General features: G+C 70.1%; 18 protein-coding genes. 13 read left to right on the top strand and 5 right to left on the bottom strand.

The window, feature by feature from the left end:
• Position 1: 1 nt before the first annotated feature.
• Together G6N61_RS27995 and G6N61_RS28000 are read left to right on the top strand one after the other, a co-directional pair.
• Positions 2-841, top strand: a complete 840-nt coding sequence (locus G6N61_RS27995) for a Vgb family protein (protein ID WP_456152517.1) — start codon at positions 2-4, stop codon at positions 839-841.
• Between the two features lie 80 nt (positions 842-921).
• Positions 922-1,635 carry an MspA family porin gene (locus G6N61_RS28000; protein ID WP_179973538.1) on the top strand — a complete coding sequence of 238 codons (714 nt, stop codon included), beginning with the start codon at positions 922-924 and terminating at the stop codon, positions 1,633-1,635.
• Between the two features lie 7 nt (positions 1,636-1,642).
• Here the strand turns inward: G6N61_RS28000 and G6N61_RS28005 are convergent, their stop codons facing one another.
• The 3 genes from G6N61_RS28005 to G6N61_RS28015 all read right to left on the bottom strand — a co-directional run bounded on the left by G6N61_RS28005 (position 1,643) and on the right by G6N61_RS28015 (position 6,495).
• Entirely contained in the window at positions 1,643-3,082 is a 1,440-nt protein-coding gene (locus tag G6N61_RS28005; RefSeq protein WP_163924126.1) for a neutral zinc metallopeptidase, read from the bottom strand.
• A 105-nt stretch (positions 3,083-3,187) separates the two neighbouring features.
• Positions 3,188-5,179, bottom strand: coding sequence for an ATP-dependent DNA helicase (locus G6N61_RS28010; RefSeq protein WP_163924127.1), 1,992 nt, complete (start codon positions 5,177-5,179; stop codon positions 3,188-3,190).
• A gap of 5 nt (positions 5,180-5,184) precedes the next feature.
• Positions 5,185-6,495, bottom strand: coding sequence for a nicotinate phosphoribosyltransferase (locus G6N61_RS28015; RefSeq protein WP_163924128.1), 1,311 nt, complete (start codon positions 6,493-6,495; stop codon positions 5,185-5,187).
• 104 nt (positions 6,496-6,599) lie between these two features.
• Between G6N61_RS28015 and clpS the strand changes: the two genes are divergently transcribed.
• The 11 genes from clpS (at position 6,600) to G6N61_RS28070 (ending at position 14,891) form a co-directional block, all read left to right on the top strand.
• On the top strand, positions 6,600-6,914 hold the full coding sequence (gene clpS / locus G6N61_RS28020; RefSeq protein WP_163924129.1) for an ATP-dependent Clp protease adapter ClpS: 315 nt from the start codon (positions 6,600-6,602) through the stop codon (positions 6,912-6,914).
• A 9-nt stretch (positions 6,915-6,923) separates the two neighbouring features.
• Entirely contained in the window at positions 6,924-7,511 is a 588-nt protein-coding gene (aosR, locus tag G6N61_RS28025) for an oxidative stress transcriptional regulator AosR (RefSeq protein ID WP_163924130.1), read from the top strand.
• Between the two features lie 10 nt (positions 7,512-7,521).
• Positions 7,522-8,562, top strand: a complete 1,041-nt coding sequence (locus tag G6N61_RS28030; protein ID WP_163924131.1) for a P1 family peptidase — start codon at positions 7,522-7,524, stop codon at positions 8,560-8,562.
• 14 nt (positions 8,563-8,576) lie between these two features.
• The gene (locus G6N61_RS28035; protein WP_163924132.1) at positions 8,577-8,990 is read left to right on the top strand and encodes a M67 family metallopeptidase; all 414 of its coding nucleotides are present in this window, start codon (positions 8,577-8,579) and stop codon (positions 8,988-8,990) included.
• A 57-nt stretch (positions 8,991-9,047) separates the two neighbouring features.
• Positions 9,048-9,341 carry a MoaD/ThiS family protein gene (locus G6N61_RS28040; protein WP_163924133.1) on the top strand — a complete coding sequence of 98 codons (294 nt, stop codon included), beginning with the start codon at positions 9,048-9,050 and terminating at the stop codon, positions 9,339-9,341.
• A gap of 3 nt (positions 9,342-9,344) precedes the next feature.
• A complete protein-coding gene (locus G6N61_RS28045; protein ID WP_163924134.1) occupies positions 9,345-10,316 on the top strand; it encodes a PLP-dependent cysteine synthase family protein in 972 nt (323 codons plus the stop codon).
• Positions 10,307-10,972, top strand: coding sequence for a rhomboid family intramembrane serine protease (locus G6N61_RS28050; protein WP_163924135.1), 666 nt, complete (start codon positions 10,307-10,309; stop codon positions 10,970-10,972). The genes G6N61_RS28045 and G6N61_RS28050 overlap by 10 nt, the downstream gene beginning before the upstream one ends.
• Before the next feature lie 175 nt (positions 10,973-11,147).
• Positions 11,148-11,921, top strand: coding sequence for a cyclic nucleotide-degrading phosphodiesterase (locus G6N61_RS28055; protein ID WP_163924136.1), 774 nt, complete (start codon positions 11,148-11,150; stop codon positions 11,919-11,921).
• A gap of 42 nt (positions 11,922-11,963) precedes the next feature.
• The gene (gene rph / locus G6N61_RS28060; protein ID WP_163924137.1) at positions 11,964-12,746 is read left to right on the top strand and encodes a ribonuclease PH; all 783 of its coding nucleotides are present in this window, start codon (positions 11,964-11,966) and stop codon (positions 12,744-12,746) included.
• 6 nt (positions 12,747-12,752) lie between these two features.
• On the top strand, positions 12,753-13,352 hold the full coding sequence (rdgB, locus tag G6N61_RS28065) for an RdgB/HAM1 family non-canonical purine NTP pyrophosphatase (RefSeq protein ID WP_163924138.1): 600 nt from the start codon (positions 12,753-12,755) through the stop codon (positions 13,350-13,352).
• A 51-nt stretch (positions 13,353-13,403) separates the two neighbouring features.
• Positions 13,404-14,891 (top strand): MFS transporter, encoded by a 1,488-nt coding sequence (locus G6N61_RS28070; protein WP_264077447.1) that lies wholly within the window; start codon positions 13,404-13,406, stop codon positions 14,889-14,891.
• On the opposite strand, the gene G6N61_RS28075 is transcribed toward G6N61_RS28070, so the two are convergent.
• Both G6N61_RS28075 and G6N61_RS28080 read right to left on the bottom strand, forming a co-directional pair.
• Complete coding sequence (locus G6N61_RS28075; protein ID WP_163924139.1) at positions 14,869-15,246, bottom strand: DUF3817 domain-containing protein; 378 nt, start codon at positions 15,244-15,246, stop codon at positions 14,869-14,871. The two genes, G6N61_RS28070 and G6N61_RS28075, sit on opposite strands and share 23 nt — an antisense overlap.
• A complete protein-coding gene (locus G6N61_RS28080) occupies positions 15,243-15,620 on the bottom strand; it encodes a hypothetical protein (RefSeq protein ID WP_163924140.1) in 378 nt (125 codons plus the stop codon). Before G6N61_RS28080 ends, G6N61_RS28075 begins: the two co-directional genes overlap by 4 nt.
• Positions 15,621-15,626 lie beyond the last annotated feature (6 nt).

Below are 15,626 nucleotides of genomic sequence, written 5' to 3' on the forward strand. Positions count from 1 at the left end.
CATCCTCGAGGTCCCCGTCGACGGCGGGCCGTACGCGCTGACCGCAGGCCCCGACGGTGCGATGTGGGTGACGCTGGTGCACGGCGGCGCAATCGCGCGGGTGGCGCCCGACGGCGACCTGCGCGTGCATCCCGTGGCCGACGGCAGCAGACCGTCGCTGATCACGCGCGGCACCGACGGTGCACTGTGGTTCACCCGCGCGGGCGACGACCGGATCGGGCGCATCACCACCGACGGCGAGCAGACGGCCGTCGAATTGACCAGCGGCAGTGCGCCATTCGGCATCACCGTGGGTCCCGACGGTGCGCTGTGGTTCACCACGATGACGGCGGGCACGGTCGGCAGGCTGGGCGACGACGGCACCGTCGACGAGTGGCCGGTGGGCGGCATGCCGTCGATGATCACGACCGGCCCCGACGGTGCGCTGTGGTTCACGATGAACCAGGCCAACTCCATCGGCAGGCTCGACACCGGCGGCACCCTGACCAAGCGCGAGGTGCCCACCCGCGGGTCCGGACCCGTCGGCATCACCGCCACCCACGACGACACGGTGTGGTTCACGGCGGTGCTGGCCGACAAGATCGGCCGCATCCCGATGGACGAGGCGATCCAGGAACTCGACCTGCCCGGCAAGCCGCACGCCGTGGTCGCCGACCCGATGGGCGGCGTCTGGGTCAGCCTGTGGGCCACCGACCAGGTCGCGCGGGTGAGTGCCGATGGCGAGGTCGTGACGATCGACCTGCCCGCAGACAGCGAGCCCCACGGCATGGCGATCGGCCCCGACGGTGCGCTGTGGGTCGCCCTCGAGGCCGGGTACGTCCTGCGGCTGCCCACCAACTGATTCGGTTTCCCCAACCCGGCACCGCGGAAGTGGCTAGGCGATATAAGTTCCGAAGGTCACCAAACATCAGGGGGTCCTTCGTGCTCTTTCGTCGTCTTGCCGTCGTGGCATCGGTCGCCGCGATCGGTGGGCTGAGCCTCCCGCTCGCCGGCGCCGAGCCGGGACCGGTCGTCGAGCCGGTCGGGGCCGAGGTGGCGCCACCGCCCGACGCGGGCCGGGTCGTCTCACCTCCACCGCAGGTGCTCGACACCCCCGACGGCTGGAAACTCGTGCTCGGGGCGAAGGACGAGACGCAGGTGATCAGCTCGCCGCTGACCACCGCCATCTCGTCCCGTGAGTACGTCGTCGGCGGCACCTACGAGGGGTCGCTCGAGGGACCCGACGACGGCGAGGGCACCCGGGGCACCATCGAGGTGGGCTACCAGATCGGGTGCGGCATCGACATGAGCACCTCCAACGGCGTCTCGCTCACCGGCACCGTGGGCTTGAACCCCTCCATCGGCATCCTCGGTACCGAGGTGGTCTCACCGCTCCCCGACGGCATCCTGCCGGGCATCGGCGGCAACATCGGCGGCGGCATCACCGTCGGCCTCAAGCCGGGCATCATCAACATCGTGCCCGTCACCAAGAAGGAGTTCGACGGCGCCAAGCCGTGGGTCATGATCAGCAACTTCCACGTCAAGATCGACGGCTGCGTGGGCCAGTCGTTCCTCCGGTCCTACGCCTTCCTCACGCGGTCGACGAAGGTGTCCGACGCAATCGTCGCCTACTACGGCGAGACCAAGACCGTCTAGCCGACGGCTAGTCGAAGCGCTTGAAGCAGCGGTCGGCGTCACCGAGCACGCCGACCCGGAACGCATCGATGCGGGAGAACCCCGACGGCACGGTGTCGCCGTTGACGTCGCTGGCGACCAGACCGTTCAACAGGATGCCCGACACCGCCTCGTCGACGTCGCCCGCCGTGATCGCAATGGTGTTGCCGTCGGGCGTGGTGACGCTATCGGTCATCTTCGCCGTCGCCACACCGGTCAGGCAGGCAGTGCGCAGCGCGGCCTCGGCGTCGTCGAGCGCCACACCGCCGTGCTCGCGCTGGACGGCCTGCATGTACCGCGACACCAGGATCGAGTACGCGGTGTTGTCACCGCTGGCCAGCCCGCTGCCGTCGTCTTCCTCCGACGGCATGCCGATCTCCGCCAACTGCGGAAGGTCGACGACGATCGTGTTGGACGACGGGCAGTAGGACACCGGGGGGTGCATTCGCGCGTCCGTGCAGTCGACGGCGTCGAAGGTCAGCGCAGGCGGGTCGCTGGGCGCGAACAGCGTGCCCATTGCGTCGACCACCGAACGCACCGAGTCCTCGGTCACCGGTAGCTCGCCGGTCTCGTCGCCGGGTAGGAGCACCGGGAGGTCGCCGCGGCGCTGCTCGATCTCCTCGGAGTCGATGCCCGCGCACGACGCCGGCCCGTCGGTGAAGCCGAACTGGAAGGCCGACACCCGCTCGAAGGCCGAGCCGTGCTCGTCGGCGCCGGCCTCCGGGTCGTCTTCGTTGAGCAGCGGGTCGCGGAACGCGATCATCGCGGCCAGCAGGTTGTTCAGGCCCTCGCTGGTGCTGAGCGTGAACCTCGGCGAGTTCCCCTCGGCGACCCAGCGCATGTACGAGCCCGCGAGGCAGTCGGCCTGCTGCTCGCCGACCAGCGTCGGGGTGGCCGGACCGACCAGGTCCGCCTGGTGCTGCACCGCGTGGCCGTACTCGTGGGCCAGCACCATCGCGACCGCCATGTCGCCGTTGGCGCTGTGCAGTGACGGCAGCAACTGACCGCGGTCCCAGCCGATGGTTTCGTCGTCGAAGCAGTAGCCGGCGTTGACCAGACCGAACGTCTCGGATCCGCAGAACGCGCCGTCGAATTCCTCGCTGTCCCAGGAGTGCACCTCCGAGACCGGGGTGAACTCGCCGCCGAAGGCGTCGCCGTAGGCCGACGCCCAGAACTCCTCGACGTCGCTGACCGCTTGGACGCCGAGTTCGTCGATCTCGCTGCCGTCGGTCCCCAGCACCTCGCGCGACGGGGCGGCCGCGTCGTCGCGCAGCCCGGTGGGACCGTCGGTGGCTGCCATGCCCGCCACGCTAAAGGGATCGCTGAACACCGACACGGGCCTGCCCTGCAGCGTCGTCGTCGCGCACCCGGAGACCAGCAGGGCCGCACACGCGATCACCGTCGTGGACAGCGGATGCCACCGGCTCATCGAGGCTGCCTTTCGCTTGCCTTGCGGCCGACGGCGCGCACGTGGAAGTCGATCGTGATGATAGTGATCGACTGCTCCGCTCACCGGGCGAATCCTCGGCGTCGGTCAGGACCGCAGGCGCTCCAGCGCCGCCCTGACCCGCGCGCCGTCCGTCGTCGACCAGAACGGCGGTAGCGACGCCCGTAGGTAGCCGGCGTAGCGGGCCGTGGCCATGCGCGAGTCGAGGACCGCGACCACGCCGCGGTCGTCGACGCTGCGCAGCAGCCGCCCGGCGCCCTGAGCCAGCAGCAGCGCGGCATGGCTCGCCGCCACCGCCATGAAGCCGTTGCCGCCGCGGGCGGCGACGGCGCGCTGCCGGGCCGTGATCAGCGGGTCGTCGGGCCTGGGGAACGGGATGCGGTCGATGATCACCAGCGTCAGCGACGAACCGGGTACGTCGACGCCCTGCCACAGCGACAGCGTGCCGAACAGCGAGGTCTCGTCGTCGGCGGCGAACCGTCGCACCAGCGCCGACGTCGTGTCCTCGCCCTGGCACAGCACCGGGGTGTCGAGCCGCTCGCGCATCACCTCGGCGGTGGCGCGCGCGGCGCGCATCGACGAGAACAGTCCGAGGGTGCGGCCACCCGCGGCCGCGACCAGTGCCTCGATCTCGTCGAGCTGTTCGGCCGATCCCACGCTGTCGCGGCCGGGCGGGGGAAGGTGCGCGGCGACGTAGAGGATCCCCGATTTCCCATGGGCGAACGGCGATCCCACGTCGAGCCCACGCCAGGGCGCACCCTCGTCGTCGTCGCCGAACTTCAGCCCCCAGGACCGGGCCATCGCATCGAACGTGCCGCCGACCGTCAGAGTCGCCGAGGTGAGGATCGCGGTCTGCTGGTCGAAGATCCGGTTGCGCAGCAGGCCCGCCACCGACAGCGGTGCCACCCGCAGCACGACGCGGGTGGTGCCCCGGACTTCTTCCCTATCCAGCCACACCACGTCCGTGCGGTCCGGGATGGCCGGGCCGTAGGACGTCAGGATCCGCGTCGCGGTGTCGCTGAGGTCGGTCAGGGCCGTCACCGCCTCGGTGCGCGCCGATGCGGCCTTGGGGTCGCTGGGCGCGGTGTCGATGGCCGAGCGCACCTTGTCGGCGGAGTCACGCAGCACCGTCAGGTAGGTCGCCATCTCCTCGTCGAGGCTGTCCTTGCGGCCCGGCTCCTCGTCGTGCAGTGCGGAGGTGAACGTGGCGATCGCCGCTTCGAGTCGTTGCGCCATCTCGGGTTCGACGAGGCGCGCAGCGCGCCGCAGTGCGATGCCGAGTGAGGTGGCCGAGAGTTCGGCGGTGGCCACGCTGGTCACCCGGTCGACGAGTTCGTGCGCCTCGTCGACGACGATCATGTCGTGCTCGGGCAGCACGTTCACCTCGGAGATCGCGTTGATCGCCAGCAGGGCGTGGTTGGTGACCACGACGTCGGCGGTGCCCGCTTTGGCGCGCGCCTTCTCGGCGAAGCATTCGGTGCCGTAGGTGCAACGGGTGGCGCCGATGCACTCGCGCGCCGAGACGCTCACCTGACTCCACGACCGGTCCGGGACGCCGGGCGCGAGTTCGTCGCGGTCCCCGGTCTCGGTGTCCGACGACCACTCGGCGAGGCGCTTGACGTCACGACCGAGCTGCGTCGACGCCACGGCGTCGAACAGTTCCTCCTGCGGCCGGTCATCCGGCTCGGCGGTGGATCCACCGTTTATCTTGTTGAGGCACAAGTAGTTGCCGCGACCCTTGAGCAATGCGAATTCGGGACGGCGCGGAAGTTCGGGGGCCAGCGCATCGGCCAGACGCGGCAGATCGCGATCGACGAGCTGGCGCTGCAGCGCAATCGTCGCGGTGGAGACGACGACCGGGTGGTTCGCGTCGAGCGCATGGGCGATGGCAGGCACGAGGTAGGCCAGCGACTTGCCGGTGCCGGTGCCGGCCTGAACCGCGAGGTGCTCGCCGGTGCTGAACGCGTGCTCGACCGCCTGGGCCATCTGGACCTGGCCGGTGCGCTCGGCGCCGCCCAGCGCGGTGACGGCCGCAGCGAGCAGTTCCGTCACGCGGCCCGAGTCGGAGCCCTTGGGCATCGGGGTCACGTGCCCTCGGGGGCGACCATGCGGGTCGGGATGGCCGGCTCGCCACCGGAGAGCTTCAGCCCGTCCCACGGCAGGCTCACCAGTCCTGCGGCGACCCGCGCGCGTGCGGCCTCCAGGGAGAAGTCCGCGACCGCGTCACCGCCGCGGACCATCGGCACCGCCAGTTCACGCGCTACCAGCCCCTCGGGTGCCGACGGCGCGCGCCCGGCGGGGTGGACGACCTCTTCGACGACGGTGCCCGACGGCTTGGCCAGCCGCAGCGCCTGCTTGCCGCCGCCGTGAGACTCCTTGTGGCTGCTGCGCTTGGCGACGGGGATGCCGTCGACCTCGACCAGCTTGTAGACCATGCCCGCCGTCGGCGCGCCCGAGCCGGTGACCACGGACGTGCCGACGCCGTAGGAATCGACAGGTTCGGCACGCAGCGCGGCGATCGCGAACTCGTCGAGGTCGCTGGAGACCACGATCTTCGTGCCCGTCGCGCCGAGCCCGTCGAGCTGGTCGCGGACCTGCCGGACCAGCACCCCGAGTTCGCCGGAGTCGATGCGGACGGCACCGAGTTCGGGACCGGCGACCGCGACCGCGTTGGCGACGCCGGTCGCGATGTCGTAGGTGTCGACCAGCAGCGTGGTGCCGACGCCGAGCGCGTCGACCTGGGCTGCGAACGCCGCCTTCTCGTCCGTTCCGCTCGCCGACGCGTGCAGGAGCGTGAAGGCGTGAGCACTGGTGCCCATCGTGGGAACGCCGTGGCGCTGCTCGGCCGCGAGGTTCGACGACCCGGAGAAACCGGCGAGGTAGGCGGCGCGGGCCGCCGCGACCGCGGCTTCCTCATGGGTGCGGCGCGACCCCATCTCGATCAGCGGCCTGCCCTCGGCGGCGCTCACCATGCGGGCCGCGGCCGAGGCGATGGCACTGTCGTGGTTGAGGATCGACAGGGCCAGCGTCTCGAGCAGGACGCACTCGGCGAAGGTGCCCCGCACCGACAGCACGGGGGAGCCCGGGAAGTACAGCTCGCCCTCGGGGTAGCCGTCGACGTCGCCGCCGAAGCGGTAGCCCTCGAGGTAGGCCAGCGTGTCGGGATCGAGGAAGTCGTCGAGCAGGCTCAGCGCGGCGGCGTCGAACGTGAACTGCGACAAGGCTTCCACCAGGCGTGCGGTGCCCGCGACGACGCCGTAACGGCGACCGTCGGGCAGCCTGCGGGCGAAGACCTCGAAGGTGGTCCGGCGATGCGCGGTCCCGTTGCGAAGTGCCGCGGCGAGCATCGTGAGTTCGTACTTGTCGGTGAACATCGCCGTCGACGAGGTAGCCACACGCCCAACCGTAGCCGCTGGTACTCCAGCGTCGATCAGCGCCGATCCAATCCCCGGGTCGCTGCGCTCCTGCCCGCCGGAACCCACTCGCTATCCTAGGCGGCATGGTTACCCCAGCACGGACCCGTCCGGGTACCCGTGAGGAGCGATCGGCCGACGCCGTCGCAGCCGAGGACACCGCCACCGACGCACCCTGGGTGACGATCGTGTGGGACGACCCGGTCAACCTGATGTCCTACGTCACCTACGTCTTCCAGAAGCTGTTCGGCTATAGCGAGCCGCACGCCAACAAGTTGATGATGCAGGTGCACGAGGAGGGCAAGGCGGTCGTGTCGGCGGGTAGCCGCGAATCGATGGAGGCAGACGTGTCCAAGTTGCATGCCGCGGGACTGTGGGCCTCCATGCAGCAGGACCGCTGAGGCCGGCGGGTGCGCAAGTGGAAACGGGTCGACACCGCTGAGGGCCCCCGGTACCGATCGTCGCTCGCGGCGCACGAGGCGGCGCTGGTGCGCAACCTCGTCTCGTCGTTGATCGAGATGCTCGCCGACCGCGAATCCGATTCGCCCACCGACGAACTCGAAGAACTCACCGGGATGAAGACGGGCAACTCGAAGCCGCCCGAGGACGACACGATGCGGCGGCTGCTGCCGGACTTCTACCGCCCCGCCACCGAGCATCCCGCGGGCTCGCGCACCGCGGAGAGCCTGAACGCGGCGCTGCGCAGCCTGCACGAGCCGGCGATCATCGACGCGAAACGCCAAGCAGCGCAGCGCCTGCTGGACACGCTGCCTTCCACGGGCGGGAAGTTCGAGCTGACCGAGGACGACGCGCACTGCTGGGCAAGCGCGGTCAACGACGTGCGGCTGGCGCTGGGAACGATGCTCGAGATCGGCGCCGACGGGCCCGACCGGCTGCCGGCCGAGCACCCGATGGCAGGGCACCTCGACGTCTACCAGTGGCTGACCGTGTTGCAGGAGTACCTGGTGCTGGGACTGATGAACTCGTCGCACCGATGAGCGACCCACGATGACCGGTTCGGGGTTCGGCTCGATCACCGACGTCGCGGGCATCATGGTCGGCCACCACCACCGGCTCGACGACGACGCCACGCTCGGCTCCGGCTGGGCCACCGGCACCACCGTGGTGCTCACTCCGCCGGGAACGGTCGGCGCCGTCGACGTGCGCGGCGGTGCGCCGGGCACGCGGGAGACCGATCTGCTCCACCCGTCCAACAGCGTGCGCTACGTGGACGCGGTGATGCTGACCGGCGGTAGCGCGTTCGGACTTGCCGCGGCCGACGGCCTCATGCAGTGGCTCGAGACCCGCGAGCGGGGTGTCGCACTCGACGGCGGTCTCGTGCCGATCGTGCCCGCGGCGGTGATCTTCGACCTGCCCGTCGGCGGCTGGCAGTGCAGGCCGACCGCCGAGTTCGGCGAGCGGGCCGCCGAGGCCGCGGGGCCGTCCGTCGCGGTCGGAACCGTAGGGGCCGGGGTCGGCGCCCGCGCAGGCGCGCTCAAGGGTGGTCTCGGCACGGCGTCGATGCGACTCGACGACATCGGCGTCACCGTCGGTGCGATCGTCGCAGTCAACTCGGCGGGCAACGTCGCCGATCCGCGCACGGGCCTGCCGTGGATGGTCGAGTACGCGCGGGAGTTCGGCCTCGTCCCGCCGCCGCCCGAGGAGGTCGACGCCTTCCGCGAGCGCGACGCCGAACTGTCGCCCTTCAACACCACGATCGCCGTCGTCGCGACCGACGCACTGCTCAGCCCCGCCGCATGTCACCGCATGGCCGTGGCCGCCCAGGACGGCCTCGCCCGCACGATCCGGCCGGTGCACACGCCACTCGACGGTGACTCGGTGTTCGCGCTGGCGACCGGCGCCATCGAGGTCGAGCCCGCGAGCGACACCCCGGCCGCGATGTCGCCGGAGACCAAGCTGACCGCCGCCGTCGGCGCCGCGGCGGCCGACTGTCTGGCCCGTGCGGTCATGGTCGGCGTGCTCGCCGCCGAGGCGGTGGCAGGAATACCCACCTACCGTGACATGTTGCCCGGAGCGTTCGGCGAGTGAAGGGGAAGTGACCGGTGCTGGTGATCCGTAGCGATCTGGTGGACGCCATGGTGGCCCATGCCCGCGCCGACCACCCCGACGAGGCCTGCGGCATCGTCGCCGGGCCGGACGGCTCGGACCGGCCGGAACGGTTCGTCGCCATGCTCAACGCCGAGCGGTCGCCCACCTTCTACCGCTTCGACTCCGCCGAGCAGCTCAAGGTGTGGCGCGCGATGGACGAGGCCGACGAGGTGCCCGTCGTCATCTACCACTCCCACACCGGCACCGAGGCGTACCCGAGCCGTACCGACATCTCGTTCGCCTCCGAACCCGACGCCCACTACGTGCTGATCTCCACTCGTGACCCCGAGGTTCACGAACTCCGCAGCTACCGCATCGTCGAGGGCGTCGTCACCGAAGAGCCGGTCACGGTCGTCGACCGGTACTGACTCTCCCGACTTCACCGAAACCGAACCGTCCAGTACGGCAACGAAAGGACCGAGCCCATGACCGTCAGCGTGTCGATCCCGACCATCCTGCGCACCCACACCGGCGGGGAGAAGCGCGTGAGCGCCTCCGGTGACACCCTCAAGGCCGTCATCGACGACCTCGAGGCCAACTACTCCGGCATCACCGAAAAGCTGGTCGACGCGGAAAGGCCCGGCAAGCTGCATCGCTTCGTCAACATCTACGTCAACGACGAGGACGTGCGCTTCTCTGGCGGTCTGGACACCACGATCTCCGACGGCGACTCGGTGACGATCCTGCCCGCCGTCGCGGGCGGGGCAGTCGGCGGCTGACCCGTGGCCCGGTTCGACTCACTGCTGCAGGCCCTCGGCAACACCCCGCTGGTCGGGCTGCAGCGGCTCTCCCCGCAGTGGGAGGACACCGACACCGCGCCGCACGTGCGGCTGTGGGCCAAGCTCGAGGACCGCAACCCCACCGGGTCCATCAAGGACCGGCCTGCACTGCGGATGATCGAGCGGGCCGAACGGGACGGGCTGCTACCCGCGGGCGCCACGATCCTCGAGCCGACGAGTGGCAACACCGGCATCTCGCTGGCGATGGCGTGCCTGCTGAAGGGCTACCACCTGATCTGCGTCATGCCCGAGAACACGTCGATCGAGCGGCGCCAGCTGCTCGAGCTGTACGGCGCGAAGATCATCTTCTCGCCCGCCGAGGGCGGCTCGAACACCGCGGTGGCGACCGCCAAGGAGCTGGCCGCCGAACACCCCGAGTGGGTGATGCTCTACCAGTACGGCAACCCCGCCAACGCCGAGGCGCACTACCACGGCACCGGTCCCGAACTGCTGGCCGACCTGCCCGAGATCACCCACTTCGTGGCGGGTCTCGGAACCACCGGGACGTTGATGGGGGCGGGGCGATTCCTGCGCGAGCGCGTCCCCGGCGTGCAGATCGTCGCGGCCGAGCCGCGCTACGGCGAAGGCGTGTACGCCCTGCGCAACATCGACGAGGGCTTCATCCCCGAGCTGTACGACCCGGACGTGCTGACCACCCGCTACTCCGTCGGTGCGTTCGAGGCCATTCGGCGCACCCGCGAGATCGTCGAGGTGGAGGGCATCTTCGCCGGCATCTCGACCGGCGCGATCCTGCACGCCGCGCTGGGGATGGCCGCGAAGGCGGTGAAGGCGGGCGAGCGGGCGGACATCGCGTTCACCGTCTGCGACGCCGGTTGGAAGTACCTGTCGACCGGTGCGTACGCCGGTAGCCTGGACGACGCCGAGGACGCGTTGGAAGGGCAGCTATGGGCATGACCGCACCGAATCCCGCAGCGCCGTCCGGTTCCGGCAGGCGCCCCGCCTGGGTGGTGGGCGCCGCGACGGTCGTGACGTTCGTCGCGCTGCTGTACCTCGTCGAGATTTGGGACAACCTCACCGGACACCGGTTGGACTACAACGGGATTCGGCCGCTCGAGACCGACGGCCTGTGGGGTGTCGTCTTCGCCCCGCTGCTGCACTCGAACTGGCAACACCTGGTCGCCAACACCGGTCCGGCCCTGGTGCTCGGCTTCCTGATGACGCTGGCAGGCATGTCGCGCTTCGTGTACGCCACGGCGATCATCTGGATTCTCGGCGGGCTCGGCACGTGGCTGATCGGGAACGTCGGTGCGCCTCCTGGAGTGGAGACCAACCACATCGGCGCCTCGGGCCTGATCTTCGGGTGGTTGACGTTTCTGATCGTCTTCGGCTTCTTCACGCGCAAGGCATGGGAGATCGTCGTCGGCGTCATCGTGCTGTTCGTCTACGGCGGTGTGTTGCTGGGCGTGCTGCCCGGCACGTTCGGGGTCTCGTGGCAGGGCCACCTGTGCGGAGCGATCGCGGGTGTGGTCGCGGCCTACGTGCTCTCCGGTCCCGAGCGGACGGCGCGGGAGCGGCGCAGGGGCGGCGTGGCACCCCAACTCGGCCGCTGATCACCGGCGGATCGCGCTTTGCTGAATTGAGGTGTGCGCCACACCTCGACCGGATCGCAGTCAGGGTCTCTCTCGGCGTCCTCCCAGGTGAGACGTCACACGGTGACGATTCGGTGAATCCGGACGCCCAAAGCGGTGATGTTTTCGTCACATGGGGACGGGGCATGGCAAGCTAGTGAGCGTGCGAATCACCGTTCTGGGATGCTCCGGGAGTGTGACGGGGCCTGATTCGCCTGCCTCGGGATATCTGTTGACCGCGCCCGACACGCCACCACTGGTCCTCGACTTCGGCGGCGGCGTCCTCGGCGCCCTGCAGCGGCACGCCGATCCCGGCACCGTCGGGGTCCTGCTCTCGCACCTGCACGCCGACCACTGCCTCGACCTTCCCGGCCTATTCGTGTGGCGGCGGTACCACCCGACCCCGCCGAAGGGGCGCGCGCTCATGTACGGGCCGGAGGCGACGTGGGCCCGCCTCGGCGCCGCATCGTCGCCCGAGGGCCGCGAGATCGACGACTTCACCGACGTGTTCGATCTCCGCCGGTGGACCGACGGCGAGCACGTCCAGATCGGCGCGCTCGACGTCCTACCCCGGCTGCTGTGCCACCCGACAGAGTCCTACGGCATGCGCTTCACCGACCCGTCCGGTGCCACGTTCGTCTACAGCGGCGACACCGGATACTGCGACGCGCTGATCGAACTGGCCAGCGGCGCGGACGTCTTCCTGTGCGAGGCGTCGTGGACCGATTCGCCCGACCGTCCGCCGAAGCTGCACCTCTCCGGCGCCGAGGCAGGCCGCGCCGCCGCCAAAGCCGGTGTCCGCGAACTGCTGTTGACCCACATCCCGCCGTGGACCTCGCGTGAGGACGTCATCGGCGAGGCGAAGGCCGAGTTCGACGGGCCGGTGCACGCCGTGGTGTGCGACGAGTCCTACGACGTCACGCGCTCCTGAGCCAACCTGCAATCGGTCGGACCCGGCCGTTAGGGTTGAGCCGTGTCCAGACGAGAAGACGGCCGCCTCGACGACGAGTTGCGCCCGGTGACGATCACCCGCGGTTTCACCAATCACCCCGCCGGGTCCGTGCTGGTGGAGTTCGGTCAGACCCGCGTCATGTGCACCGCCAGCGTCACCGACGGCGTGCCGCGATGGCGCAAGGGTTCGGGCCAGGGCTGGCTGACCGCCGAGTACGCGATGCTGCCCGCGGCCACCCACGACCGCTCGGACCGTGAGTCGGTCAAGGGTCGCGTCGGCGGCCGTACGCAGGAGATCAGCCGCCTCATCGGCCGGTCGCTGCGGGCGTGCATCGACCTCGGGGCGCTCGGCGAGAACACCATCGCCCTCGACTGCGACGTACTCCAGGCCGACGGCGGAACCCGGACCGCGGCGATCACCGGCGCCTACGTCGCTCTCTCCGACGCCGTGACCTACCTGGCCGCGGCTCAGAAGCTCTCCGACCCGCGGCCGCTGTCGTGCGCGATCGCGGCGGTGTCCGTCGGCGTCGTCGACGGCCGCGTGCGGGTCGACCTGCCGTACTCCGAGGATTCGCGCGCCGAGGTCGACATGAACGTCGTCGCGACCGACACCGGCACGCTGGTCGAGATCCAGGGCACGGGCGAAGGCGCCACGTTCCCCCGCTCCACGCTGGACAAGATGCTCGACGCGGCCATGGCCTCGTGCGAGCAGTTGTTCGCGGTGCAGAACGCCGCGCTGGAACTGCCGTACCCCGGTGTGCTCCCGGAGCCGACGGGCCCGACGAAGAAGGCCTTCGGAAGCTGACCCGGCGTGACTGATCTGCTGGTTGCCACGCGCAACGCCAAGAAGCTCGCCGAACTCCACCGCGTACTCGACGCCGCAGGCGTCACCGGCCTGCGGTTGCTGTCGCTGAACGACGTGCCTGCGTTCGACGAGGCACCCGAGACCGGGGCCACGTTCGAGGAGAACGCCCTGGCCAAGGCCCGGGATGCCTTCCGCGCCACCGGATTGCCGTCGGTCGCCGACGACTCCGGTATCGCGGTGGACGCGCTGAACGGGATGCCGGGCGTGTTGTCGGCACGGTGGTCGGGTGTGCACGGCGACGACGCGTCGAACACCACGCTCCTGCTAGGCCAGCTCAAGGACGTGCCCGTGGAACGGCGTGGTGCGGCGTTCGTGTCGGCGTGCGCGCTCGCGCACGCCGGCGGCGAGACCGTGGTGCGAGGCGAGTGGCCGGGTGCGGTCGCGTTCGAGCCGCGCGGCTCCGGCGGCTTCGGCTACGACCCGGTGTTCGTGCCGGAGGGGTCGTCGCGGTCGGCGGCCGAGCTGACCCCGGAGGAGAAGGACGCGGCGTCGCACCGCGGCAGGGCGCTGGCCCAACTGGTGCCCGCACTGCGCGCACTCGTCTGACGCCGCAGCAGCAAATTTTCGATAGCGTAGCTAACGTGTAGTGTGCGCAACGTGGGTCGCCGTCGTTCCAATAGCGCCGGGTCGTCGACTCGGCCTGCGCTCACCGCACGGCACCCGGCCATCCTGATCGCTGTCCTCTCGGTCGCCGGGATCAGCGTCTCCCTGATGCAGACGCTGATCATTCCGCTGATCCCCGAACTGCCGAAGCTGCTGGACGCCAGCCCATCCGACGCGTCCTGGGCCGTCACGGCAACGCTGCTCACCGCCGCGGTCGCCACGCCGGTGTTCGGCAGGCTGGGTGACATGTACGGCGCCAAGCCGATGCTGATCACCTGCGCGCTGATGCTGATCGGCGGTTCGCTGATCGCGGCCATGACGACGGCGCTGCTGCCGATGATCGTCGGGCGGGCGCTGCAAGGCTTCGGCATCCCGATCATCCCGCTCGGCATCAGCGTCCTGCGTGCCTGTGTCCCGGCCGAGAAAGTCGGCAGCGCAATGGGTTTGATGAGCGCCTCGCTCGGCGTCGGCGGTGCGCTCGGACTACCCCTGTCCGCGGTGATCGCGCAGCACTACGACTGGCACGTGCTGTTCTGGTTCGCCACGGCGCTCGGCGTCATGGCGCTGGTCATGTTCACGACACTCGTCCCGCACGTGCCGTCGCGCTCCGACGATCGCCTCGATCCGATCGGTGCCCTGCTGTTGGCCGCCGGGTTGGTGACGCTGCTGCTCGGCATCTCGAAGGGGCAGACCTGGGGGTGGACCAGCGGCCTGACGCTGGGCATGTTCGGTTCGTCGCTCGTCGTCTTCGCGGTCTTCGGGTGGTGGGAGCTACGCGTACCGTCGCCGACCGTCGACCTGCGGACCACGGTGCGCCGACCCGTGCTCGCCACCAACGTGGCGTCGGTCGCCGTGGCGTTCGGCATGTTCGGCCTCTCACTCGTCGCACCGCAGATCCTGGAGATGCCGCGCGAGACCGGCTTCGGACTGGGGCAGTCGATGCTCGCGACGGGGCTGTGGATGGCACCGGGCGGGCTCGCGATGATGGTCGCCTCACCCATCGCGGCGCGGATCGCCGCGGTGCGTGGGCCGCGCTTCACGCTGGTGGCCGGTGCCGCGATCATCTCCGGCTCCTATGCCGCGGGCGTCGCGCTCCTGGCCGCGCCGTGGCAAATCATGCTGCTCAACATCACGGTCTCGGTCGGCGTCGGGTTCGCCTACGCGTCGATGCCCGCGCTGATCAACGCGGCGGTCCCCATGTCGGAGACCGCCGCCGCCAACGGGATCAACGCGCTGGCGCGGTCACTGGGCACGTCGATCTCCAGTGCGGTGATCGGCGCGATCCTCGCCGGAATGACGGTGTCACACGCCGGCTCGCAGGTGCCGTCGCTGGCGGGGCTCCAGACGGCGCTGCTGGTCGCCGCGGCGGTCGCGGGGCTGGCGGCGGTGCTGGCGCTGCTCATCCCGATCGCACGGCCCGTCGAACCCGCGGCGGTGGAGGAGGCGGCGCTGGCCGACCTCAGACCCCGAACTGCGCCTTGATCTTCTTCGTCTGGAAGTGCTCGACGATGATGCCGAGCAGCGGTATGGTGCCCGCCAGCAGCACGCCGATGGTCTTGCCGATGGGCCAGCGCACCTTGACGGCCAGGTTCGCCGCGAAGATCAGGTAAATGAAGTACACCCACCCGTGGACGACGGCGATCCAGCTGAGCGAGTCGTCGCCGAACCCGTACTTCAGCACCATCTCGTAGCAGAGCGCGATGAGCCACACGCCCGTCACCCAGGCCAACACCCGATAGCCGGTCAACGCCTTGCGGATGGTGTCGTTCGGCGTCTGCGACGCGGGATCGGACGCCTGGGGGCGCTGCGCGGGTGCCTCGGGATCGGGTGAGGTCATGGAATGGTCCTGTCGTTCTCGGTCTGCTTGGATCGGGCGAGTTCGGCGAGGTAGGCGTTGTACTCCGCGAGCGTCGGATCGTCGTCCGGCAGTGCGGGCTTGGGCCGCTCGGGGAGCAGCCCCGCGGGAATCTCGGTCAGCTCGCCGCGGTTCGGCTTGACCGGCGGCGCCTCCTCGTAGCGGACGAACTTGTAGTACGCGTAGAAGCAGAACCCGGCGAACATCGGCCACTGCAGCGCGTAGCCGAGGTTCTGGAAGCTGCCCGACGTCGACTCGTATCTCGTCCACTGCCACCACGCCAGCGCGAGGCATCCGGCGGCGCCGAGGCACACCAGCAGGATGAGCGCCGGCCTCCTACGCCGTGTAGTGGACATGGGTCA

The sequence above is a fragment of the Mycolicibacterium arabiense genome (assembly GCF_010731815.2).
GTDB classification, from domain to species: Bacteria; Actinomycetota; Actinomycetes; order Mycobacteriales; family Mycobacteriaceae; genus Mycobacterium; species Mycobacterium arabiense.